We start from the raw sequence: 22,950 nt of genomic DNA, 5'->3' as shown, positions 1-22,950 counted from the left end.
CTCGGCGCGCACTCGGGACGCCTCAGTGGCAGAGCCGCGCCTCGTGCACCGCGTGACCGCTCGGCTCCAGCTGGAAGGTGCAGTGCTCCACGTCGAAGTGGTCCCCGAGGCAGCCCTGCAGCTCGTGCAGCACCTTCTCGTGCCCTATCGAGTCGAGCATCTCCTGGCGCACCACCACATGGGCGGAGAGCACGGGCATCCCCGAGGTGATCGTCCAGGCGTGCAGGTCGTGGACGCCCAGGACCCCGGGGAGCTCCGTGATGTGGGCCCGCACCTCCGCCATGTCCACACCCTTGGGCGCCGCCTCCAGCAGCACGTTCAGGGTCTCCCGCAGCAGCTTCACGGTCCGGGGGACGATCATCAGGCCGATCACCAGGGAGGCGATCGGGTCGGCGGGCTGCCAGCCGGTCGCCATGATGACGCCCGCCGAGATGATCACGGCGAGCGAGCCCAGGGTGTCGGCCATCACCTCCAGATAGGCGCCCCGCACGTTCAGGCTCTCCTTCTGCCCGCGCATCAGCAGGGAGAGGGAGACGACGTTGGCCACCAGGCCGACGGCGGCGAACGCGATGGCCAGGCCGCCCTTCGTCTCCGCCGGGGTGATGAACCGTTCGACCGCCTCGACGACCAGATAGCCGCCGACCCCCAGCAGCAGCAGACAGTTCGCGAGCGCCGCCAGGATCTCCGCGCGGGCGAAGCCGAAGGTGCGGTTCGGCCCGGCCGGACGGTTGGCGAAGTGGATGGCGAGCAGCGCCATCCCGAGCCCCAGGGCGTCGGTGGCCATGTGGGCGGCGTCCGCGATCAGGGCCAGCGAGTCGGAGAGCACCCCGCCGACGATCTCCATGACCATCACGCTCAGCGTGATCCCCAGAGCGATCCGGAGCCTGCCCCGGTACCCGGCGGCCGCCGTGCCCGTGGGAGGCGGCCCGCCGTGTGTATGCCCGTGATCGTGTCCAGCCCCCATGCGAAACGCCTCCAGGTCCCTGCGACGCGCCGGGCGAAACCGCCTCGACGTGGCCAGTGAACTACGGGTGGGGGGTATCGGGCAACACGGGACTGAACACCGTTGTCATTGGCCCTGACCTGCGGAAACGTTCCGCAGGTCAGGGCGCTGACACGATCACCGACGCCACTCGTGACCGATCACGAACGCGCCTCGGGGTGGCGTAGGCACCAGCCCTCCCAGGCCGACTCCACCATCTCGCGGACACCCCGTCGTGCCGCCCAGCCCAGCTCCTCGGTGATCCGCGCGGACGACGCCACCGCCGTCGGCGCGTCACCGGCCCGACGCGGCTCGACCACCGGCTTCGGACCGTGGCCCGTCACCTCGCCGATCACCTCGGCCAGCTCCCGGACCGAGACCCCCTCGCCCCGGCCGACGTTGAGCGTCAGCTCACCGGCGCCCGCCCCGTCCAGCCGCCGGGCGACGGCGACATGCGCCTCCGCGAGATCGGCCACATGGATGTAGTCACGGACGCAGGTGCCGTCCGGCGTCGGGTAGTCGTCACCGAAGATCCGCGGTGCCTCGCCGCGCGTCAGCCGCTCGAACATCATCGGCACGATGTTGAAGACCCCGGTGTCCGCGAGTTCCGGCGCGGCGGCGCCCGCCACGTTGAAGTACCGCAGACAGGCGGTCGAGAGCCCGTGGGCCCTCCCGGTGGCCCGCACCAGCCACTCACCGGTGAGCTTGGTCTCGCCGTACGGGTTGATCGGGAGACAGGGGGTTTCCTCCGTGATGAGGTCCACATCCGGTACGCCGTAGACGGCCGCCGAGGACGAGAAGAGGAAGCGCGGCACCCCCGCCGCGACCACGGCCTCCAGCAGCACGGCCAGTCCGGCCACGTTCTCCCGGTAGTACAGCAGCGGCTTCTCCACGGACTCGCCGACCTGCTTCTTCGCCGCGAGATGCACCACACCGCTCACCGCGTGGTCGGCCAGCACCCGGTCCAGCAGGGCCCGGTCGGAGGCCGAGCCCTCCACCAGCGTGACGGCGTCCGGCAGCCGGTCCACGACGCCGCTGGAGCGGTCGTCGAGCACCACGACCCGCTCTCCCGCCGCCACCATGGCCCGTGCCACGTGTGCCCCGATGTATCCCGCCCCGCCCGTGATCAGCCATGTCATGACCGACACCCTAAGCCGCCCAGCCACCGGCGGTTTGTGGGCCGGGCCCCCGATCGATGATGATGATCGCCAACGCCGCCCGGGCCCGCGGGTCCACCCGTACAGCGCGCAAACGGGCGGTGAACTCGGTCTTCCGTTCATCCGATAGCCTCAGCCGACACGCCGCCGGCCCGCCTCGTGGCCGTGCCGCCGTGTGTCGTCCACGTCAGTGCCAAGGAGTGAGTTCGTCTGTCGACCGCCATTCTCACCGGTACGCCGGTACCCGGGTCGTCGCTCGCGGACGATCTGCGGTCCCTGGGCTTCGACGTGCAGACCGCCGCCGACGCCGCTGACGCCGCGGCACTCCTCGCCGCCGTCCCGGCGGGCCGCCGCGTCGCCCTCGTCGACCCGCGTTTCGTGGGTCACGTCCACGCGCTGCGGCTCGGGCTGACCGACCCGCGCTTCCCCGCCGCCACCGTCCCCGGCGCGCTCACCGCCCAGCCCGAGGCGCGCGGAGCCCTGCTGCGCGCCCTGGACCGCACCGCCGCAGCCGTCGGCGCGGGCGCCCCGGTCGTCGAGCCGGAGGCCGACCCCGCGCCCGAGGACCGCACCGTCCCCGGCCGGATCGCCGTCGCGCTGGAGGCCGAGGGCACCGCCGTACAGCGCCCCGCCCTCGGCTCGCTCGTCGCGGCCGTCCCCACGGACCGGGAGCAGCGGGCCGCCGCCGAGGCGGGCCTCGCCTCGGTCGACGACGAGGCGGTGCGGCTGCGCAACGCGGTCAAGGCCCACGACGGGTTCTTCACCACGTACTGCATCAGCCCCTACTCCCGCTACATCGCCCGCTGGTGCGCCCGCCGCGACCTCACCCCGAACCAGGTCACCACCGCCTCCCTGATCACCGCGCTCATCGCGGCGGGCGCGGCGGCCACCGGAACCCGCGGCGGCTACGTCGCCGCCGGAATCCTGCTCCTGGTCTCCTTCGTGCTGGACTGCACCGACGGGCAGCTCGCCCGCTACTCGCTGCGGTACTCCACGATGGGCGCCTGGCTGGACGCCACCTTCGACCGGGCCAAGGAGTACGCCTACTACGCGGGGCTCGCCATCGGCGCCGTGCGCGGCGGCGACGACGTATGGGTCCTGGCGCTCGGCGCGATGGTCCTCCAGGCCTGCCGGCATGTCGTGGACTTCTCGTTCAACGAGGCCAACCACGACGCGGTCGCCAACACCAGCCCCACCGCCGCCCTCTCCGACAAGCTCGACAACGTCGGCTGGACGGTCTGGGTGCGGCGGATGATCGTGCTGCCGATCGGTGAGCGCTGGGCCATGATCGCCGTGCTCACCGCCCTCACCACCCCGCGCATCGTCTTCTACGCCCTGCTCGTCGGCTGCTCCCTGGCCGCCTGCTACACCACGGCCGGCCGCCTGCTGCGCTCGCTGACCCGCAGGGCCGGCCGCACCGACCGCGCCGCGCGGGCGCTGGCGGACCTCGCCGACTCGGGGCCCCTCGCCCAGGGCGTCGCGAGGGTCGCGCCGGGCCTCCCGGGCGCGTTCACGGCTCCGGCCGTCGCCCTGCTCGGCACGCTGGTCATGATCGGCGGCGCCCTCCTCCTCCCGTACGGCAGCTGGCTCACCGTCGCCGCGGCGGCGGTGTACGTGGTCCTCTCCGGCCTCGCCGTCGCCCGCCCGCTCAAGGGCGCGCTGGACTGGCTCGCGCCGCCGTTCTTCCGGGCCGCGGAGTACGTCACGATCCTGGTGCTGGCGGCCCGCAGCGATGTCCCGCACGCCGTTCCGGCGGCCTTCGGGCTCGTCTCGGCCGTCGCCTACCATCACTACGACACGGTGTACCGCATTCGCGGAGGCACCGGCGCGCCGCCCCAGTGGCTGGTGCGGACGATCGGTGGACACGAGGGCCGCACCGCGCTGGTGGCCGTACTCGCCGCCGTACTCACCCACACCTCAGGTTTCACCACGGCCCTGACCGCGCTCGCGGTCGCCGTGGCTCTGGTGGTGCTCGTGGAGTCCATCCGCTTCTGGGTGTCCTCCTCGGCCCCCGCCGTACACGACGAAGGAGAACTCGCATGATCGGCCTCGTACTGGCAGCCGGTGCAGGACGACGTCTGCGCCCCTACACGGACACGCTTCCCAAGGCGCTCGTCCCTGTCGACGGCGACAAGACGGTCCTCGACCTCACGCTCGCCAACTTCGCGGCGGTCGGGCTCACCGAGGTCGCGATCGTCGTCGGCTACCGCAAGGAAGCCGTCTACGCCCGCAAGGCCGAGCTGGAGGCGACGTACGGCGTCACCCTCACGCTCATCGACAACGACAAGGCCGAGGAGTGGAACAACGCCTACTCCCTCTGGTGCGCCCGTGACGTCATCAAGCGCGGTGTGATCCTCGCCAACGGCGACACCGTGCACCCGGTCTCCGTCGAGAAGACCCTGCTGGACGCCCGCGGCAAGGGCCGGAAGATCATCCTCGCCCTGGACACCGAGAAGGTCCTCGCCGACGAGGAGATGAAGGTCATCACGGCGGAGGGCAAGGGCGTCCAGCGCATCACGAAGCTCATGGACCCGGCCACCGCGACCGGCGAGTACATCGGCGTCACCCTTATCGAGGCCGAGGCCGCCGAGGAGCTGGCGGACGCGCTGAAGACCACCTTCGAGCGCGACCCCGACCTCTACTACGAGGACGGCTACCAGGAGCTCGTCAACCGCGGTTTCACCGTCGACGTGGCCCCCATCGGCACCGTGACCTGGGTCGAGATCGACAACCACGACGACCTCGAGAAGGGCCGTGAGATCGCGTGCCAGTACTGACCCGGCTCATTCCGTCCCCGGTCGTCGTCGACATCCGGCGCGGCGCCATGGACGATCTGGCGGGTCTCCTGGCCGATCAGCGCATCTCCTCCTCGGGCAAGCTCGCCATCGCGATCAGCGACGGCTCCGGGCGCGCCCTGCGGGAGAGGCTCGCCCCGGTCCTGCCGGGAGCCGACTGGTATCCGGTGTCCGACGGCACGATCGACTCGGCGGTGAAGCTCGCCGACGGCATCAAGGGCAACCGGTACGACGCCGTCGTGGGCCTCGGCGGCGGCAAGATCATCGACGTGGCGAAGTACGCCGCGGCACGGGTCGGGCTGCCCATGGTCGCCGTCGCGACGAACCTCTCGCACGACGGCCTGTGCTCGCCGGTCGCGACGCTGGACAACGACAACGGGCGCGGCTCCTACGGGGTCCCCACCCCGATCGCCGTGGTCATCGACCTCGACGTGATCCGTGAGGCGCCCGCCCGCTACGTCCGCTCCGGCATCGGCGACGCGATCTCGAACATCTCCTGCGTCGCCGACTGGGAGCTGGCCCACGAGGTCAACGGCGAGGAGATCGACGGCCTGGCGGCCGCGATGGCCCGCCAGGCGGGCGAGGCCGTGCTGCGCCACCCCGGCGGGGTCGGCGACGACGCCTTCCTGAAGGTGCTGGCCGAGGGGCTCGTGCTGACCGGCATCTCGATGTCGGTCGCGGGCGACTCCCGCCCGGCCTCCGGCGCCTGCCACGAGATCAACCACGCTTTCGACCTGCTGTTCCCCCAGCGCGCGGCCAGCCACGGCGAGCAGGTCGGCCTCGGCGCGTGCTTCGCCATGCATCTGCGCGGTGCCCGCCAGGAGTCCCTCCTGATGGCATCGATACTGCGCCGCCACGGTCTGCCGGTCCTGCCGGAGGAGATCGGGTTCAGCGTCGACGAGTTCGTACACGCCGTCGACTACGCGCCGCAGACGCGTCCGGGACGCTTCACCATCCTGGAGCACCTCAACCTGTCCACCGACCAGATCAGGGACGCGTACGCCGACTATGCGACGACCATCAGTAGCTGAACTCCGTCCGGTCGTTCACCCTCCGGGGGTGAAGGACCGGCGCAGCGGCGAGCACTGGGCCGGGCGCATGTACATGCGCGAGGTCTCGCTGCGCGTGGACCGCTACCTGGTCAACACCCGCGTCTCGCCGAACCAGGTCACGTACGTGATGACGCTGGCCGGCGCGCTGGCCGCCCCGGCGCTGCTGGTGCCGGGCATCTGGGGCGCCGTGCTCGGCGTGGTGATGGTCCAGCTCTACCTGCTGTTCGACTGCGTGGACGGCGAGCTGGCCCGCTGGAAGAAGCAGTACTCGCTCAGCGGGGTCTACCTGGACCGGGTCGCCGCCTATCTCTGCGACGCCGCGGTGCTCGTCGGCCTCGGCCTGCGCGCCGCCGACATCTGGGGCGAGGGCCGGATCGACTGGCTCTGGGCCTTCCTCGGAACCCTCGCCGCACTCGGCGCGATCCTCATCAAGGCCGAGACGGACCTGGTCGGCGTGGCCCGCCACCAGGGCGGGCTGCCACCGGTCAAGGAGGCGGCGTCCGAGCCGCGCTCCTCCGGCATGGCGCTGGCCCGCCGGGCGGCCGGGGCGCTCAAGTTCCACCGGCTGATCCTCGGCATCGAGGCCTCGCTGGTGATCCTCCTGGTGGCCGTGATCGACGCGATCGGGGGCGACCTCTTCTACACCCGTCTGACCGTCGCGGTGATGGCCGGTATCGCCCTGCTGCAGACCCTGCTGCACCTGGTGTCCGTCCTGGCGTCCAGCAGGCTGAAGTGACCTTTCCCATGAAACTGGGCGCGGTGGTCATCACCATGGGCAACCGCCCGCAGGAGCTCCGCGCCCTCCTCGATTCGGTCACCGCCCAGCACGGTGACCGGATCGAGGTCGTGGTGGTCGGCAACGGAGCCCCGGTCCCCGACGTGCCCGCCGGGGTGCGCACGGTGGAACTGCCCGAGAACCTGGGCATCCCCGGCGGCCGCAATGCCGGCATCGAGGCGTTCGGCCCCTGCGGGGCGGACGTGGACGCGCTGCTCTTCCTGGACGACGACGGGCTGCTCCCGAACCGGGACACCGCCGAGCTGTGCCGACAGGCGTTCGCGGCTGACCCGAAGCTCGGGATCATCACCTTCCGGATCACCGACCCGGACACGGGCGCCACCCAGCGGCGGCACGTGCCCCGGCTGCGGGCCGCCGACCCTATGCGCTCCTCGCGCGTGACCACGTTCCTGGGCGGCGCCAACGCCGTACGCACCCGGGTCATCGCCGAGGTCGGTCCCCTGCCGGAGGACTTCTTCTACGCCCACGAGGAGACGGACCTGGCCTGGCGGGCGCTGGACGCGGGGTGGATGATCGACTACCGCGCGGACATGGTGCTGAACCACCCCACCACCGCCCCCTCCCGGCACGCGGTCTACCACCGCATGGTCGCCCGCAACCGGGTCTGGCTCGCCCGCCGGAACCTGCCCGCCCCACTGGTCCCCCTCTACCTGGGGGTCTGGCTGCTGCTGACCCTGGTCAGACGTCCTTCGGCGCCCGCGCTGAAGGCCTGGTTCGGCGGATTCCGGGAAGGCTGGACGACCCCCTGCGGGCGCCGGCGCCCGATGAAGTGGCGTACGGTGTGGCGGCTGACGAGGCTGGGCCGACCTCCGGTCATCTGAGAGGCTTTCCTCTGAGAGCATGAGGCGTATTTTCTTTCCGGAACCTGTCCGCCTGAGCCGCGCCCGCGACTGGCTGCGCGTGAAGACGAGAGTTTCAACTTGTGAGTGACACGACCCACGACGGTGGGGTAGCCCTCGGGACCCCGCCGTCCGCCGACGAGGGCCTCGACGCGGCCCAGCTGGCCGCCAAGTACGGCCTGACCGTGAGCGGCGCCAGGCCGGGGCTGATCGCGTACATGCGACAGCTCTGGGGACGACGCCACTTCATCCTGGCCTTCTCCCGGGCGAAACTGACCGCGCAGTACAGCCAGGCCAAACTGGGCCAGCTGTGGCAAGTGGTCACACCCCTGCTGAACGCCGCGGTCTATTACCTGATCTTCGGGCTGATCCTGGGGACCAGGGAGGGGATCTCCCACGACGTCTTCGTACCGTTCCTGGTCACCGGCGTCTTCGTCTTCACCTTCACCCAGAGCTCGGTGATGGCGGGCGTCCGCTCGATCTCCGGCAACCTCGGACTGGTCCGGGCCCTCCACTTCCCCAGGGCCTCGCTGCCCATCTCCTTCTCGCTCCAGCAGCTCCAGCAGCTGCTGTTCTCGATGATCGTGCTGGTCGCGGTCGCCGTCATCTTCGGCAGCTACCCCTCGCTGTCGTGGCTGCTGGTGATCCCCGCCCTGATTCTCCAGTTCTTCTTCAACACGGGCCTGGCCCTCGTCATGGCACGGCTCGGCTCCAAGACCCCCGACCTCGCGCAGTTGATGCCGTTCGTCATGCGGACCTGGATGTACGCCTCGGGCGTCATGTTCTCCATCCCGGTGATGCTCAAGGACAAGCCGGCCTGGATCGCGGACGTGCTCCAGTACAACCCGGCGGCGATCTACATGGACCTGGTCCGCTTCGCCCTGATCGACGGATACGGCTCCGAGAACCTGCCGGACCACGTCTGGGCCGTCGGCGTCGGCTGGGCCGTGCTGCTGGGCGTCGTGGGATTCGTGTACTTCTGGAAGGCAGAGGAACGGTACGGCCGTGGCTGAGGACAACGCACAGGGGCGCATCCCCACGGTGATCGCCGACGACGTGCACATCGTGTACCGGGTCAACGGCACGGGCGGCGGACGCGGCGGCGCCACCGCCGCGCTGAGCCGCATGATGCGGCGGGGCAAGGGCGAGCCGCGCGGCGTCCGGAAGGTGCACGCCGTGCGCGGTGTCTCCTTCACCGCCTACCGCGGCGAGGCCATCGGCCTCATCGGCACCAACGGCTCCGGCAAGTCGACGCTGCTGCGCGCCATCGCCGGCCTGCTGCCGACCGAATCCGGCCAGGTGTACACGGACGGTCAGCCCTCGCTGCTCGGGGTGAACGCCGCGCTGATGAGCGATCTGACCGGTGAGCGCAACGTCGTGCTCGGCGGACTGGCGATGGGCATGAGCCAGGACGAGATCCGTCAGCGCTACCAGGGCATCGTGGAGTTCTCCGGCATCAACGAGAAGGGCGACTTCATCACCCTGCCGATGCGGACGTACTCCTCCGGTATGGCGGCGCGGCTGCGCTTCTCGATCGCGGCGGCCAAGAACCACGACGTCCTCATGATCGACGAGGCGCTGGCCACCGGTGACCGCAAGTTCAAGGTCCGCTCCGAGGAGCGGATCCGCGAGCTGCGCAAGGAGGCGGGCACCGTCTTCCTGGTGAGCCACAACAACAAGTCGATCAGGGACACCTGCGACCGCGCGCTGTGGCTGGAGAAGGGCGAACTCCTGATGGACGGTCCCACCGAGGAAGTCCTCAAGGCGTACGAGCGCGAAACGGGCAAGTAGCCCGCGCGCATTCCGCGGCCCCCGCCGGACCGGTCCGGCGGGGGCCGCGTGGTGTCCGGCACCGTGCCGACCGTCCGTAGTACAGGCCCGGCGGTGATCTCCTCCCGGCGGATGACGTCAATTCCGCCACGCGCGGGGAAGGTTGACGGGAACGGCCGGGAAGCGGCGGTGGGCCCTCCACCCCGCCGACCCCCTGTGAGCTGTACAACGTAAGCTATAGCGGTGCTGATTCATGGCAAGTAGGGCGATACGCCCCGGCACCGGCCGCTCTGCCGCAGTGCACTCGGAAGACCGAGCGGCGTGTCCGAAAAGGGTTGTTTTGGATCAGCAGTGTAGAACGGGAGATGTGACGGCAATGACGGAAGATCTCCAGCTCCGGCGTGGTCTCGCCGTCCCCCCGCCGGGCGGTCCGCAGTGACCTCGACCCCCGAGACGCGCATCGGTGACGCCACCCTCGGCAAGGCCGCGGACGAGAACTTCCCCGTGGCGCCCTTCTTCCTGCCCCGCGCCTGGCGCGAGGACCTGATGGCGGTCTACGGCTTCGCCCGGCTCGTCGACGACATCGGCGACGGCGACCTCGCCCCCGGCGGCGTCGACGCCCGCCGGCTCGGTCTGGAGCCGGAGCAGAGCGACGACCGCCTCGCCATGCTCGACGCCTTCGAGACCGACCTCCACCGCGTCTTCGCCCCCACCGGTGAGGAACCGCACCACCCGCTGCTGCGCGACCTTCGCCCCACCGTGCGGCGCCGGGCGCTCACCCCCGAGCCCTTCCTCGGCCTGATCGAGGCCAACCGCCAGGACCAGAAGATCCGCCGCTACGGCACCTACGCCGATCTCGCCGCCTACTGCGAGCTCTCGGCCAACCCGGTCGGCCGCCTGGTCCTCGCCCTCACCGGCACCACGAGCCCGGAACGCGTCCGCCGCTCCGACGCGGTCTGCACCGCGCTCCAGATCGTCGAACATCTGCAGGACGTGGCCGAGGACCTGGAACGCGACCGGATCTATCTGCCCGCCGAGGACATGGAACGCTTCCGGGTCACCGAATCCGACCTGGCCGCGCCCTCCGCCGGAGCCTCGGTGCGTGCCCTGATCGCGTACGAGGCCCAGCGTGCGAGCGAGCTGCTGAACGAAGGCCCCCCGCTGGTGGGCAGCGTCGACGGACGGCTCAAGCTGCTCCTCGCCGGATTCGTCGCGGGCGGGCGCAGCGCGCTCACGGCGATCTCGGCCGCCGGGTTCGACGTACTGCCCGGACCGCCCAAGCCCACCAAGCCCAGCCTGCTGCGCGAAGTGGGATTCGTCTTGCGAAGAGCGCGTGGAGAGAGGTGAGCCGGACCGTGGAGGGACAGACGACGTACATGTCGCCGCCGGTGCAGGCCGCATACAGTTACTGCGAGGCCGTCACCGGACAGCAGGCCCGTAACTTCGCCTACGGCATCAGGCTGCTGCCGTACGAGAAGCGGCAGGCCATGTCGGCGCTGTACGCCTTCTCCCGTCGTGTCGACGACATCGGCGACGGGGAGCTGGACCCGGAGATCAAGCGGACCCGGCTGGAGAGCACCCGCGAACTGCTGGAGCGGATCCGCAAGGACGCGGTCGACGAGGACGACACCGACCCGGTGGCCGTCGCGCTCGCCGACGCCGCCCAGCGGTTCCCGCTGCCGCTCGGCGGGCTCGACGAGCTGATCGACGGCGTCCTGATGGACGTCCGGGGCGCGACCTACGAGACCTGGGACGACCTGAAGGCCTACTGCCGGTGCGTCGCCGGAGCCATCGGACGCCTCAGCCTCGGCGTCTTCGGCACCGCGCCGGGCGCCCGCGGGGCCGAGCGCGCCGCGGAGTACGCCGACACGCTCGGCCTCGCCCTCCAGCTCACCAACATCCTGCGCGACGTCCGCGAGGACGCCGGCAACGGGCGCACCTACCTGCCCGCCGACGACCTGGCCAAATTCGGCTGCTCGGCAGGGTTCCACCGGACCACCCCGCCTCCCGGCTCCGACTTCGCGGGCCTCATCCACTTCGAGGTCCGGCGCGCCCGAGCTCTGTTCGCCGAGGGCTACCGGCTGCTGCCGATGCTCGACCGCCGCAGCGGCGCCTGCGTCGCGGCGATGGCCGGGATCTACCGCCGCCTCCTCGACCGGATCGAGCGCGACCCCGAGGCCGTGCTGCGCGGACGGGTCTCGCTGCCCGGCCACGAGAAGGCCTACGTCGCGGTGCGCGGCCTGTCCGGACTGGACGCCCGCCACATCTCGAAGCTCACGGCCAGGGGGCGGGGCTGATGCGTCTTCGTGGCTCCGGCCCCCGGGCAACCCTCCAGTGGCCTGGCGCGTCACCGACTGCGACGATCTCCAGGATGAGGACCCGGCAGAGCGCACCGACCCGGCGAGAGGGGCACGCATGAACGACGAGAGCCCACGCCCCGTCGCCGTCGTCGTCGGCGGCGGACTCGCCGGCGTCACGGCGGCGCTCCGCCTCGCCGACGCCGGACTCGACGTGACCCTCCTGGAAGGGCGGCCCCGCCTCGGCGGCCTCGCCTTCTCCTTCCAGCGCGGCGACCTCACCGTCGACAACGGCCAGCACGTCTATCTGCGCTGCTGCACCGGCTACCGCTGGTTCCTCGACCGGATCGACGCCGCCCACCTGGCACCGGTCCAGGACCGCCTCGACGTGCCCGTGCTGGACGTCGGCCGGGCCGCGGGACCGCGCCTGGGACGGCTGCGGCGCACCGGTCTGCCCGTACCGCTGCACCTCGCCGGCGGACTCGCCGCCTATCCCCACCTCTCGCTCGCCGAGAAGGCGGGCGTGGGCCGCGCCGCCCTCGCGCTCGGCCGCCTGGACCCCGCCGACCCCGAGCTCGACCGCGTCGACTTCGCGACCTGGCTGCGGCGGCACGGCCAGTCGGAGCGCACGATCGAGGCCCTCTGGGACCTCGTCGGCGTCGCCACGCTGAACGCCACCGCCCCGAACGCCTCCATGGCCCTCGCGGCGAAGGTCTTCAAGACGGGCCTGCTCTCCGAGCCCGGAGCCGCCGACATCGGCTGGGCCACCGTGCCGCTCGGCGAGCTGCACGACACCCTCGCCCGCAAGGCCCTGGACACCGCGGGCGTCCGCACCGAACTGCGCGCCAAGGCCGGCTCCCTCACCCGCACCGAGGACGGCCGCTGGATCGTCGAGACGGCGGGGGAGCGGATCACCGCCGACACCGTCGTCCTGGCCGTGCCGCAGACCGAGACCCACGGCCTGCTGCCCGCGGGCGCGCTGGACGAACCGGACCTGCTGCTCGACATCGATAACGCGCCCATCCTGAACGTGCATGTGATCTACGACCGCAAGGTGCTGCGCAGGCCGTTCTTCGCCGCGATCGGTTCCCCGGTCCAGTGGGTCTTCGACCGCACCCACTCCTCGGGGCTGACGGGCCCCGGGCAGTATCTGGCGGTCTCGCAGTCGGCCGCCCAGGACGAGATCGACCTGCCCGTCGCCGAACTGCGCTCCCGCTACCTGCCCGAGCTGGAACGGCTGCTCCCCGCCGCCCGCGGCGCGGGCATCCGCGACTTCTTCGTCACCCGGGAGCGCGCCGCCACCTTCGCGCCCGCCCCGGGCGTCGGGCGGCTGCGCCCCGGCCCCCGCACCCGGCTTTCCGGACTTCAGCTGGCGGGGGCCTGGACCGACACCGGCTGGCCCGCGACGATGGAGGGTGCCGTGCGCAGCGGCGCAGGCGCCGCCGACGCGGCGCTCCACGACCTCGGCCGCCCCCCAGGACGTCCGCTGCAGGAGGCGGCATGAGCAGTAACACCGGAACAAGAGGAGAGTCTGTGACCCCGGCGAATCCGGCTTTCGACACCGTGGCGGACACCGCGGACGTCACCGCGCTTCTGGAGCGCGGACGAGCCCTGTCAGCGCCGGTCCTGCGGGCTGCCGTGGGCCGGCTCGCGCCGCCCATGGACACCGTCGCCGCCTACCACTTCGGCTGGATCGACGCGGAGGGGCGGCCCTCGGACGGCGACGGCGGCAAGGCCGTGCGCCCCGCGCTCGCCCTGCTGTCCGCCGAGGCGGCGGGGGCCCCCGCCGAGGCCGGCATCCCCGGCGCGGTGGCCGTCGAACTCGTGCACAACTTCTCGCTGCTGCACGACGACCTGATGGACGGCGACGAGCAGCGCCGCCACCGTGACACCGTATGGAAGGTGCACGGCCCCGCCCAGGCGATCCTGGTCGGCGACGCGCTCTTCGCGCTCGCCTACGACCTGCTGCTGGAGCTCGGCACCGTCGAGGCGGGCCGTGCGGCCCGCCGGCTGACCACAGCCACCCGCAAGCTCATCGACGGGCAGGCCCAGGACATCTCCTACGAGCACCGCGAGCGGGTCACCGTGGAGGAGTGCCTGGAGATGGAGGGCAACAAGACCGGCGCCCTGCTGGCCTGCGCCGTCTCCATCGGCGCGGTGCTCGGCGGCGCCGACGACCGCACCGCCGACACCCTGGAGTCCTACGGCTACCACCTCGGCCTCGCCTTCCAGGCCGTCGACGACCTCCTCGGCATCTGGGGCGACCCGGAGGCCACCGGCAAGCAGACCTGGAGCGACCTGCGCCAGCGCAAGAAGTCCCTGCCCGTCGTCGCGGCGCTCGCCGCGGGCGGCGAGGCCTCCGACCGGCTGGGCGAACTGCTCGCCGCCGACGCCAAGAGCAACGACTTCGACAGCTTCTCCGAAGAGGAGTTCGCCGCCCGCGCGGCACTCATCGAGGAGGCGGGCGGCCGCGAGTGGACCGCCCAGGAAGCCCGTCGTCAGCACGGAATCGCCATCGAGGCGCTGCACGCCGTCGACATGCCCCACCGGGTGAGGGAACAGCTCACCGAGCTTGCAGACTTCGTGGTGGTACGAAAGAGATGACAACGCTTCGCATATGACTCGCAGTCGCCGGCCGGCGCCCCTCACCGGGCGCCGGCCGACGGTGACCCCCAGCACAGCAGAGAACCGACTGCACGTAAGGGGAAGCTCATGACAGCGACGACCGACGGATCGACCGGGACCGCGAACCCCGAGGCCACGGCCCACGATCCGACCGACACGACAACCGCCGCGGACGACGTGACCGTCGCCGCGCGTCGGGCCGCGGAACGCTCGGTGGAGCACCTCCTCGGCAGACAGGACGAGCAGGGCTGGTGGAAGGGCGACCTCGCCACCAACGTCACGATGGACGCCGAGGACCTGCTCCTGCGTCAGTTCCTCTCCATCCAGGACCCCGAGACCACCCGGGCGGCCGCCCTCTTCATCCGTGGCGAACAGCTCGGCGACGGCACCTGGAACACCTTCTACGGCGGACCGGGCGACCTCTCCGCCACGATCGAGGCGTATGTCGCGCTGCGGCTGGCCGGGGACCGCCCCGACGAACCGCACATGGCCCGCGCCTCCGGCTGGATCAGGGAACAGGGCGGCATCGCGGCCGCCCGCGTCTTCACCCGCATCTGGCTGGCGCTGTTCGGCTGGTGGAAGTGGGACGACCTCCCCGAGCTGCCGCCCGAGCTGATGCTCTTCCCCAAGTGGGTCCCGCTCAACATCTACGACTTCGGCTGCTGGGCCCGGCAGACCATCGTGCCGCTCACCATCGTCTCCGCGAAACGCCCGGTGCGCCCGGCGCCCTTCGCCCTGGACGAGCTGCACACCGACCCGGACCACCCCAACCCTCCCAGGAAGCTTGCCCCGCCCGCCAGTTGGGACGGAATCTTCCAGCGCCTCGACAAAGGGCTGCACCTCTACCACAAGGTCGCCCCGCGCCCACTGCGCCGCATCGCGATGAACCTGGCCGCCCGCTGGATCATCGAGCGCCAGGAGAACGACGGTTGCTGGGGCGGGATCCAGCCGCCCGCCGTCTACTCCGTCATCGCCCTGCACCTGCTGGGCTACGACCTCGACCACCCGGTGATGAAGGCGGGCCTGGCCTCGCTCGACCGGTTCGCCGTCCGGCGCGAGGACGGCGCCCGCATGGTCGAGGCCTGCCAGTCGCCCGTCTGGGACACCTGCCTCGCCACCATCGCACTGGCCGACGCCGGACTCGAAGCCGACCACCCCGCCCTGGTGAAGGCCGCCGACTGGATGCTGGCCGAGGAGATCACCAGACCCGGTGACTGGTCGGTACGAAAGCCCGAACTCGCTCCAGGAGGCTGGGCGTTCGAGTTCCACAACGACAACTACCCGGACATCGACGACACCGCGGAAGTCGTCCTGGCGCTGCGCCGGGTGCGCCACCCCGACCCCGCCCGCATGCAGGCGGCCATCGACCGCGGGGTCCGCTGGAGCCTCGGGATGCAGTCCCGCAACGGCGCCTGGGGCGCGTTCGACGCCGACAACACCAGCCCCTTCCCCAACCGCCTGCCCTTCTGCGACTTCGGCGAGGTCATCGACCCGCCGTCGGCCGACGTCACCGGCCATGTCGTGGAGATGCTCGCCGTCGAAGGGCTCGCGAGCCACCCCCGTACCCGCGAGGGCATCGCGTGGCTGCTCGCCGAACAGGAGGCGTGCGGAGCCTGGTTCGGCCGCTGGGGGGTCAACTACGTGTACGGCACCGGGTCCGTGGTGCCCGCCCTGATCGCCGCCGGGCTGCCCGCCGGGCATCCCGCGATCCGCCGGGCCGTCGGATGGCTGGAGTCCGTGCAGAACGACGACGGCGGCTGGGGCGAGGACCTGCGCTCCTACCAGGAGGAGAAGTGGATCGGGCACGGTGAGTCCACCGCCTCCCAGACCGCCTGGGCGCTCCTCGCGCTCCTCGCCGCCGGCCGTCGCGACACCCGCCCGGTCGCCCGCGGTGTCACCTGGCTGACCGAGGCGCAGCAGGCCGACGGCTCCTGGGACGAGCCGTATTTCACCGGGACCGGCTTCCCCTGGGACTTCTCCATCAACTACCACCTCTACCGCCAGGTCTTCCCTCTCACCGCACTCGGGCGCTATGTGTACGGCGACCCGTTCGCCGACCGCGCGACCGCGGCCGAGGGGGCCTGATGGGCGATCCGGGACGGCCGGGGAGTCCCGCGACGCCCCTGCTGGTCGCCTGTGCTCTGGGCATCGAGCAGGTGGCCCTGCGCAGCGGCAGGGGCACCCAGGGCCCCGTCCGGGTCCTGCGCACCGGCATGGGCCCCCGGGCGGCGGAGGCGGCCTTGGCGCGTCTCCTGGGCCCTGGGGGGATTCCCGACGCCGCTGTCATCGCCTCCGGCTTCTGCGCCGGCCTCGCCCCGGGGATGCACCCGGGGGACCTGGTCGTCGCCGAGGAGACCCGGGACGCGGACGGCACCACACCCTGCGCGGGCACCGGCGTCCTGGTCGCCGCGCTCGCCAGGGCCATTCCGGGCCGTACCGTCCACACCGGCCCGCTGACCGGCTCCGACCACGTCGTACGGGGCTCCGAACGGGCCGCGCTGCGGGCGGGCGGGGCCATCGCGGTGGACATGGAGTCCGCCGCGACGCTGCGTACCGCCCTGTGTCACGGGCCGCGCCCGGTTGCGGCCGTCCGGGTGGTCGTGGACGCTCCAGAGCATGAGCTCGTCCGTATCGGCACCGTACGCGGTGGAATATCGGCGTTCCGCGTTCTTCGTTCCGTCCTTCCGGCTTTCTACGAATGGCACCGATCCTTACTGCTCCCCAGGAGGTGAGCTAGATGGCCATGCCGCTCCGTCAGTCCATCAAGGTTGCGACGTATCTCATCGAACAGAAGCTCCGCAAGCGTGAGAAGTTCCCCCTGATCGTCGAGCTGGAGCCGTTGTTCGCCTGCAACCTCGCCTGCGAGGGGTGCGGGAAGATCCAGCACCCGGCCGGTGTCCTGAAGCAGCGCATGCCGGTCGCCCAGGCGGTGGGCGCGGTGCTCGAATCCGGCGCTCCCATGGTGTCCATCGCCGGTGGCGAACCGTTGATGCACCCCCAGATCGACGAGATCGTGCGCCAGCTCGTCGCCAGGAAGAAATACGTCTTCCTCTGCACCAACGCGATGCTGATGCGGAAGAAGCTCGACAAGTTCACCCCGTCCCCGTACTTCGCCTTCGCCGTGCACATCGACGGCCTGCGCGAACGGCACGACGAGTCGGTCGCCAAGGAAGGCGTCTTCGACGAGGCCGTCGCCGCGATGAAGGAGGCCAAGCGGCGCGGCTTCCGGGTCACCACCAACTCCACCTTCTTCAACACCGACACCCCGCAGACCATCATCGAGGTCCTCAACTACCTCAACGACGACCTGCACGTCGACGAGATGATGATCTCTCCCGCCTACGCCTACGAGAAGGCCCCCGACCAGGAGCACTTCCTCGGCGTCGAGCAGACCCGCGAGCTGTTCAAGAAGGCCTTCGCGGGCGGCAACCGGGCCCGCTGGCGGCTCAACCACTCACCGCTCTTCCTGGACTTCCTGGAGGGCAAGGCGGACTTCCCGTGCACCGCCTGGGCGATCCCCAACTACTCGCTCTTCGGCTGGCAGCGCCCCTGCTACCTGATGAACGACGGCTACGTACCGACGTACCGTCAGCTCATCGAGGAGACCGACTGGGAGAAGTACGGCCGGGGCAAGGACCCTCGCTGCGCCAACTGCATGGCGCACTGCGGCTACGAGCCCACGGCGGTGCTCGCCACGATGGGGTCCCTGAAGGAATCCCTGCGCGCGGCGCGGGAGACCATCAGCAGCAACCGCTGAGGCGGTGTCCGACGAGGTACGGCCGGCCGCCACGGGTCTCCCGGGGCGGCCGGCCCTCAGGGCGCAGCACATCCGAAGGGAAGAGCGGGCGATGACGGACGGCGGATCCCAGGGCTTCGACCTGGCTCGGCTCCTCGCCGAGCGCGGGGCCGAACGGTACGACCTGCACGCACGCCACCTCAACCACCAGCTGCCGCGCATGCTGCACACCATCGGCTTCGACAAGGTCTACGAGCGGGCCGAGGGCGCGTACTTCTGGGACGCGGAGGGCAACGACTACCTCGACATGCTCGCCGGGTTCGGCGTCATGGGCCTCGGCCGTCACCACCCCGTCGTCCGCCAGGCGCTGCACGACGTCCTGGACGCTCAGCTCGCCGACCTCACCCGCTTCGACTGCCAGCCGCTGCCCGGACTGCTCGCCGAGAAGCTCCTCGCCCACAGCCCGCATCTGGACCGCGTCTTCTTCGGGAACAGCGGCACGGAGGCGGTCGAGACGGCGCTGAAATTCGCCCGCTACGCCACCGGCAAGCCCCGGGTCCTCTACTGCGACCACGCCTTCCACGGGCTTACCACCGGCTCCCTCTCGGTCAACGGGGAGAGTGGCTTCCGCGACGGCTTCGCCCCCCTGCTGCCGGACACGGCCGTCCCGCTGGGCGACCTGGCGGCGCTGCGCCGCGAGCTGAGGAGGGGTGACGTCGCGGCCCTGGTCGTGGAGCCGATCCAGGGGAAGGGCGTGCACGCCGCGCCGCCGGGCTATCTGCGCGGGGCGCAGGAGCTGCTGCACCGGCACAAGGCGCTCCTGATCGTCGACGAGGTGCAGACGGGCCTCGGCCGGACCGGGGACTTCTACGCCTACCAGCACGAGGAGGGGGTGGAGCCCGATCTGGTGTGCGTCGCCAAGGCGCTCTCCGGCGGTTATGTGCCCGTCGGCGCGACCCTCGGCAAGGACTGGATCTTCCGCAAGGTCTACTCCTCGATGGACCGGGTCCTCGTCCACTCCGCGAGCTTCGGCTCCAACGCCCAGGCGATGGCGGCCGGGCTCGCCGTCCTGACGGTGATGGAGGACGAGGAGACCGTCGCCAACGCCCGGCGCACCGGCGACCTGCTGCGCGAGCGGCTGGCGGCCCTGGTGGACCGCTACGAGCTGCTGCACGAGGTCCGCGGGCGCGGGCTGATGATCGGCATCGAGTTCGGCAGGCCGTCCTCGCTCAAGCTCCGCAGCCGCTGGACCATGCTCCAGGCGGCCCGCAAGGGACTCTTCGCGCAGATGGTCGTGGTGCCGCTGCTCCAGAGGCACCGGATCCTCACCCAGGTCTCCGGCGACCACCTGGAAGTGATCAAGCTGATCCCGCCGCTGGTCATCGGGGACGCGGAGGTGGACCGTTTCGTGGCGGCCTTCACGTCCGTGATGGACGACGCGCACGGCGGGGGCGGACTGATGTGGGACTTCGGCCGGACGCTGGTCAAGCAGGCCGTGGCCCATCGCTGACCGGCTTCGGCGATGGGACGATGAGAATTGCCTCTGAGGCAAGTTATTTGCCTCGGAGGAAAGATCCTGGCCCAATGGAGCCATGAACCCTCCGGACGAAGGGGCGCCGGACGAGCTCCCCGGCGTCGCACCCCGACTGCGCGACCTGCGCCGCGATCGCGGCCTCACGCTGGAGACCGCCGCCGGCCGGGCCGGGCTCTCCCCGGCCCATCTCTCCCGGCTGGAGACCGGCCGCAGGCAGCCCTCGCTGCCGATGCTGCTGGGACTGGCCCGTATCTACGGTACGACGGTCTCCGAGCTGCTCGGCGAGCAGCCGCCCGAACGGGACGCGATCGTCCGCGGCGGCGGCTTCGAGGGGGCGGAGGCCGACGGCTGGATGTACCGGCAGGCAGGCGGATCCGGTCGCGCGATGCAGGCGCTGCGGGTACGCGTTCCGTACGGGGCCCAGGGCGACCTGGTCCGGGTCCACCCCGGCGAGGAGTGGCTGTACGTTCTGGAGGGGCGGCTGCGGATCGGGCTCGGCGACACCGTCCATGACCTCGAACCCGGCGACAGCGCCCACTTCGACTCGCTCACCCCGCACCGGATCGCGGCCGTCGACCGCTGCGGCGCGGAGCTGCTCTTCGTCCACTCCCTGCTCCATAGCCCCGCCGCCGAGCTGTGCCTCGGCAACGCCCTCCACGCGCGCTGAACCGGCCGTCCCGGCCGGCTCCCCTCCTTCGCTCCACCGGCCGCGAGGCCGACAGAGAGGACCGTCATGTCCGATTCCGAGCACTACGACCCGCTGGGTCCCGGCCGCCGCCCGAACGAGGACCCGCAGGAGAAGAGGATGCCGCGCGGTGTCATCATCCGCCTCTTCGCCTACCTGGTGGCGGGCCACGTCATAGCGGGCTTCCTCTACCTGCTCTTCGTGGTGGCCGGGAGCAAGTGACGGCGGGCGGACGACCGACCGCCCCCGGACGGATCGCTTCCCGTCCGGGTCAGCCCTGGTCGAGCAGGCGCTCGCGCAGCCGCTCCCGGGTCTCGGGGGAGACCTTCAGTCCCTCCGACAGGTAGCGGTCCGTCGTTCCCCAGTTCTCCTCGATGGCCGTGAAGGCCGCCGCGAGGTAGGCGGGCCGCGCCCCGAACAGCGGGTCCAGCAGCTCCAGCACCTCGGGTGACATGCCGGTGCCGGACGCGTCGGAGCGCTTCACGGCGTAGCGGCGGCGGAGGTCGTCGGACTTGAGGTAGTCCTCCTCGATCGCTTCCGGCTCGACGCCGACCGCCAGCAGGGCGACCGCGATCGAGAGACCGGCCCGGTCCTTGCCCGCCGCGCAGTGCATCAGGGCGGGGACGCTGTCCTCGGCCAGGGAGTGCAGCACCCGGCTGTGCTCGGGGGTGCGGTCCAGAATCGTCGCGCGGTACATCCGGATCATGCGGTCGACGCCCTTGCCGTTCGCGAGGACCGAGCGCAGCTGCTCGATGTTTCCGTCGCTCACCAGCCGCCAGAACTCGGCGCCGTCCGCCGGGTCCGAGAGCGGAATGCTGACATTGCGGACACCGGCCAGCTCGATGTCGTACCCGTCGAGCCGGTGGTCGGCGGAGTGGCGGAAGTCGAAGATCGTGTGCAGCCCGAGCCCGCCGAGGAAGGCCGCGTCCTCGGCCGTGGCGTGCGCCAGGTGGCCGCTCCGGTAGAGCCGCCCGAAGGCGGTGCGCCGGCCGTCCGCGGTGGGGAGCCCGCCCACGTCGCGGAAGTTGCGGACTCCGGTCAGCGCGGTCTCTGTCGGCGGGACCTGCGGCACCTGCTGCGTCACGGTGGCTCCTGGGATCTCTGGCGCCGGCGCGGCTCGCCGGCGAGGGCGCTCCCGTGACGATACGACATCGATTCGACGGAAAATCATCACGGTCGAGCGTCCGGTGCGGGGCGCCGGGGCGCCCGGGCTGACCTGGCGTCAGGAGGGAAGTCGACCCGATGTCCGTATTGACGCATTTCGCAGAACATGCCCCGCTAATGGGGGAGATGGGATTTCGGGGGTGAGCGGGATCATATCCGTGACGGTCCGTGGTGAGCTTGCCCCGGAGTATTCCCGGTGTACGTACGGAAATCCAAGATCCGTAATCCACGGAGTGTGACGGGAAATCCGGGGAGAAATCGAACCGATGATTCCGGTGCGCAACCGATGGCTTGTTCTGCTCGTCCTGACTCGTTTACGGTCGCCGCAATCCGGACGGACCGCCTAATCCTGCCGCCGCCCGGAATTCGCACCCACCCACTCACGTGTGGCAGGAGCGGGGGAACCAGGTAAGCCGCCGATCCGGAGCGATCCGGACCGGCTCGGGGTGAAGTCGCCGCAACGCGACCGGGCATCTCCAGCCCGAACCCGACAGCTCACCTCGCAGGCGCCGGAGAGGAAATTTCCCATGCCCGCAAAGGGTAAGCACCGTCGTCCGAAGTCCGGCCCGATCTCCCGCGGCGTCCTCGTCGCAGGGGCCGGCGGCGCCGCACTCGCCCTCCCGCTCATCGGGGCCACCGTCGCGAACGCGGCGGACCAGGCCGCTCCGGCCGCGAAGCCCGCCGCCGCCTCGGTCGCCGCCGCGCACACCGCCCCGGCCACCGCCCCTGCCGCGTCGAAGGCCGCCCCGAAGACGTACGCCGTCGTCTCCGGCGACTACCTGGCGAAGATCGCGGCCGAGCACCAGCTCAAGGGCGGGTGGGAGAAGCTGTACCAGGACAACCGCTCCACCGTCGGCGAGAACCCCGGCCTGATCCACCCGGGCATGAAGCTGACCCTCGGGGCCAAGGGCTCCGCCCCGGCCGAGAAGTCCGCGGCTCCCGAGGCCGCCCCGAAGAAGGCCGCACCGGCGCCGAAGGCCGCGCCGAAGGAGGCCCCGAAGGCGGACACCGTCTCCGCCGACGACTCCGAGGGCTCCGGCAGCCCGTCGCGGACCGGCTCCGCCGAGGCCACCGGCTCCGGCTGGTCCGCCCCGCTGGCCAGCGCCAACGTCACCACCCAGTACCGGGCTTCCGGTGCCAGCTGGTCCAGCGGCTACCACACCGGCTCGGACTTCCAGGCGGCCTCCGGCACCCCCGTACTCGCCATCGGCCCGGGCACCGTGGTCTCGGCCGGCAACAGCGGCTCCTATGGCAACGAGGTCGTCATCCAGCACGAGGACGGCATGTACTCCCAGTACGCCCACCAGTCCTCGCTCAACGTCTCCGTCGGCCAGACCGTCACCGGCGGCCAGCAGATCGGCCTCTCCGGCTCCACCGGCAACTCCACCGGCCCGCACCTGCACTTCGAGGTCCGCACCGGCCCGAGCTACGGCTCGGACATCGACCCGATCGCGTACCTGCGTCAGCACGGCGTCTCCGTCTGACGGCTCCGTCCAACGGCTCCGTCCGACCGGACGC

21 protein-coding genes and 1 riboswitch are annotated in these 22,950 nt (G+C 71.2%); of the genes, 18 read left to right on the top strand and 3 right to left on the bottom strand.

Annotation, left to right across the window (positions count from 1 at the left end; all coding sequences use genetic code 11):
• Positions 1-22 precede the first annotated feature (22 nt).
• Together AB0F29_RS02050 and galE are read right to left on the bottom strand one after the other, a co-directional pair.
• Positions 23-964, bottom strand: coding sequence for a cation diffusion facilitator family transporter (locus AB0F29_RS02050; RefSeq protein ID WP_361866754.1), 942 nt, complete (start codon positions 962-964; stop codon positions 23-25).
• A gap of 179 nt (positions 965-1,143) precedes the next feature.
• Positions 1,144-2,121 (bottom strand): UDP-glucose 4-epimerase GalE, encoded by a 978-nt coding sequence (gene galE / locus AB0F29_RS02045; protein ID WP_361866752.1) that lies wholly within the window; start codon positions 2,119-2,121, stop codon positions 1,144-1,146.
• A 306-nt stretch (positions 2,122-2,427) separates the two neighbouring features.
• On the opposite strand from galE, the gene AB0F29_RS02040 reads away from it, so the two are divergent.
• The 17 genes from AB0F29_RS02040 to AB0F29_RS01960 all read left to right on the top strand — a co-directional run bounded on the left by AB0F29_RS02040 (position 2,428) and on the right by AB0F29_RS01960 (position 20,490).
• Positions 2,428-4,182 (top strand): DUF5941 domain-containing protein, encoded by a 1,755-nt coding sequence (locus tag AB0F29_RS02040; RefSeq protein WP_361866750.1) that lies wholly within the window; start codon positions 2,428-2,430, stop codon positions 4,180-4,182.
• On the top strand, positions 4,179-4,916 hold the full coding sequence (locus AB0F29_RS02035; protein ID WP_361866749.1) for a phosphocholine cytidylyltransferase family protein: 738 nt from the start codon (positions 4,179-4,181) through the stop codon (positions 4,914-4,916). The genes AB0F29_RS02040 and AB0F29_RS02035 overlap by 4 nt, the downstream gene beginning before the upstream one ends.
• The gene (locus tag AB0F29_RS02030) at positions 4,904-5,965 is read left to right on the top strand and encodes an iron-containing alcohol dehydrogenase family protein (RefSeq protein WP_361866747.1); all 1,062 of its coding nucleotides are present in this window, start codon (positions 4,904-4,906) and stop codon (positions 5,963-5,965) included. Before AB0F29_RS02035 ends, AB0F29_RS02030 begins: the two co-directional genes overlap by 13 nt.
• Positions 5,943-6,722, top strand: coding sequence for a CDP-alcohol phosphatidyltransferase family protein (locus AB0F29_RS02025; RefSeq protein ID WP_215101549.1), 780 nt, complete (start codon positions 5,943-5,945; stop codon positions 6,720-6,722). The genes AB0F29_RS02030 and AB0F29_RS02025 overlap by 23 nt, the downstream gene beginning before the upstream one ends.
• Before the next feature lie 8 nt (positions 6,723-6,730).
• Positions 6,731-7,603 carry a glycosyltransferase gene (locus tag AB0F29_RS02020; protein ID WP_361867025.1) on the top strand — a complete coding sequence of 291 codons (873 nt, stop codon included), beginning with the start codon at positions 6,731-6,733 and terminating at the stop codon, positions 7,601-7,603.
• A 101-nt stretch (positions 7,604-7,704) separates the two neighbouring features.
• Positions 7,705-8,634, top strand: coding sequence for an ABC transporter permease (locus AB0F29_RS02015; protein WP_361866745.1), 930 nt, complete (start codon positions 7,705-7,707; stop codon positions 8,632-8,634).
• Positions 8,627-9,412, top strand: coding sequence for an ABC transporter ATP-binding protein (locus tag AB0F29_RS02010; RefSeq protein WP_361866743.1), 786 nt, complete (start codon positions 8,627-8,629; stop codon positions 9,410-9,412). The genes AB0F29_RS02015 and AB0F29_RS02010 overlap by 8 nt, the downstream gene beginning before the upstream one ends.
• A gap of 414 nt (positions 9,413-9,826) precedes the next feature.
• Positions 9,827-10,738 carry a squalene synthase HpnC gene (hpnC, locus tag AB0F29_RS02005; RefSeq protein ID WP_361866742.1) on the top strand — a complete coding sequence of 304 codons (912 nt, stop codon included), beginning with the start codon at positions 9,827-9,829 and terminating at the stop codon, positions 10,736-10,738.
• An 8-nt stretch (positions 10,739-10,746) separates the two neighbouring features.
• Entirely contained in the window at positions 10,747-11,688 is a 942-nt protein-coding gene (gene hpnD / locus AB0F29_RS02000; RefSeq protein WP_361866741.1) for a presqualene diphosphate synthase HpnD, read from the top strand.
• 118 nt (positions 11,689-11,806) lie between these two features.
• On the top strand, positions 11,807-13,192 hold the full coding sequence (hpnE, locus tag AB0F29_RS01995; RefSeq protein WP_361866740.1) for a hydroxysqualene dehydroxylase HpnE: 1,386 nt from the start codon (positions 11,807-11,809) through the stop codon (positions 13,190-13,192).
• Complete coding sequence (locus AB0F29_RS01990; protein ID WP_361866738.1) at positions 13,189-14,292, top strand: polyprenyl synthetase family protein; 1,104 nt, start codon at positions 13,189-13,191, stop codon at positions 14,290-14,292. The genes hpnE and AB0F29_RS01990 overlap by 4 nt, the downstream gene beginning before the upstream one ends.
• A 108-nt stretch (positions 14,293-14,400) precedes the next feature.
• Positions 14,401-16,398 (top strand): squalene--hopene cyclase, encoded by a 1,998-nt coding sequence (gene shc / locus AB0F29_RS01985; RefSeq protein WP_361866737.1) that lies wholly within the window; start codon positions 14,401-14,403, stop codon positions 16,396-16,398.
• A complete protein-coding gene (locus AB0F29_RS01980) occupies positions 16,398-17,045 on the top strand; it encodes a 1-hydroxy-2-methyl-2-butenyl 4-diphosphate reductase (protein WP_361866736.1) in 648 nt (215 codons plus the stop codon). Before shc ends, AB0F29_RS01980 begins: the two co-directional genes overlap by 1 nt.
• Before the next feature lie 5 nt (positions 17,046-17,050).
• The gene (gene hpnH, locus AB0F29_RS01975; RefSeq protein WP_361866735.1) at positions 17,051-18,070 is read left to right on the top strand and encodes an adenosyl-hopene transferase HpnH; all 1,020 of its coding nucleotides are present in this window, start codon (positions 17,051-17,053) and stop codon (positions 18,068-18,070) included.
• Between the two features lie 91 nt (positions 18,071-18,161).
• Complete coding sequence (locus AB0F29_RS01970) at positions 18,162-19,559, top strand: aspartate aminotransferase family protein (RefSeq protein ID WP_361866733.1); 1,398 nt, start codon at positions 18,162-18,164, stop codon at positions 19,557-19,559.
• Positions 19,560-19,641: 82 nt separating this feature from the next.
• The gene (locus AB0F29_RS01965) at positions 19,642-20,250 is read left to right on the top strand and encodes an XRE family transcriptional regulator (RefSeq protein ID WP_361866731.1); all 609 of its coding nucleotides are present in this window, start codon (positions 19,642-19,644) and stop codon (positions 20,248-20,250) included.
• 66 nt (positions 20,251-20,316) lie between these two features.
• Positions 20,317-20,490, top strand: coding sequence for a DUF6126 family protein (locus AB0F29_RS01960; protein WP_018955417.1), 174 nt, complete (start codon positions 20,317-20,319; stop codon positions 20,488-20,490).
• Between the two features lie 49 nt (positions 20,491-20,539).
• On the opposite strand, the gene AB0F29_RS01955 is transcribed toward AB0F29_RS01960, so the two are convergent.
• Positions 20,540-21,352, bottom strand: a complete 813-nt coding sequence (locus AB0F29_RS01955) for a tyrosine-protein phosphatase (protein ID WP_361866729.1) — start codon at positions 21,350-21,352, stop codon at positions 20,540-20,542.
• A 443-nt stretch (positions 21,353-21,795) separates the two neighbouring features.
• A riboswitch (cyclic di-AMP (ydaO/yuaA leader) is annotated at positions 21,796-21,956 on the top strand.
• A 3-nt stretch (positions 21,957-21,959) separates the two neighbouring features.
• Here AB0F29_RS01955 and AB0F29_RS01950 point away from each other — a divergent pair.
• Positions 21,960-22,916, top strand: a complete 957-nt coding sequence (locus tag AB0F29_RS01950; RefSeq protein ID WP_361866727.1) for a LysM peptidoglycan-binding domain-containing M23 family metallopeptidase — start codon at positions 21,960-21,962, stop codon at positions 22,914-22,916.
• Positions 22,917-22,950: the final 34 nt, after the last annotated feature.

It is taken from the genome of Streptomyces sp. NPDC026589, assembly GCF_040638385.1.
Lineage (GTDB): Bacteria > Actinomycetota > Actinomycetes > Streptomycetales > Streptomycetaceae > Streptomyces.
The sequence above is the reverse complement of the archived record's forward strand: the minus strand, read 5'-3'. Positions and strand labels throughout refer to the sequence as shown.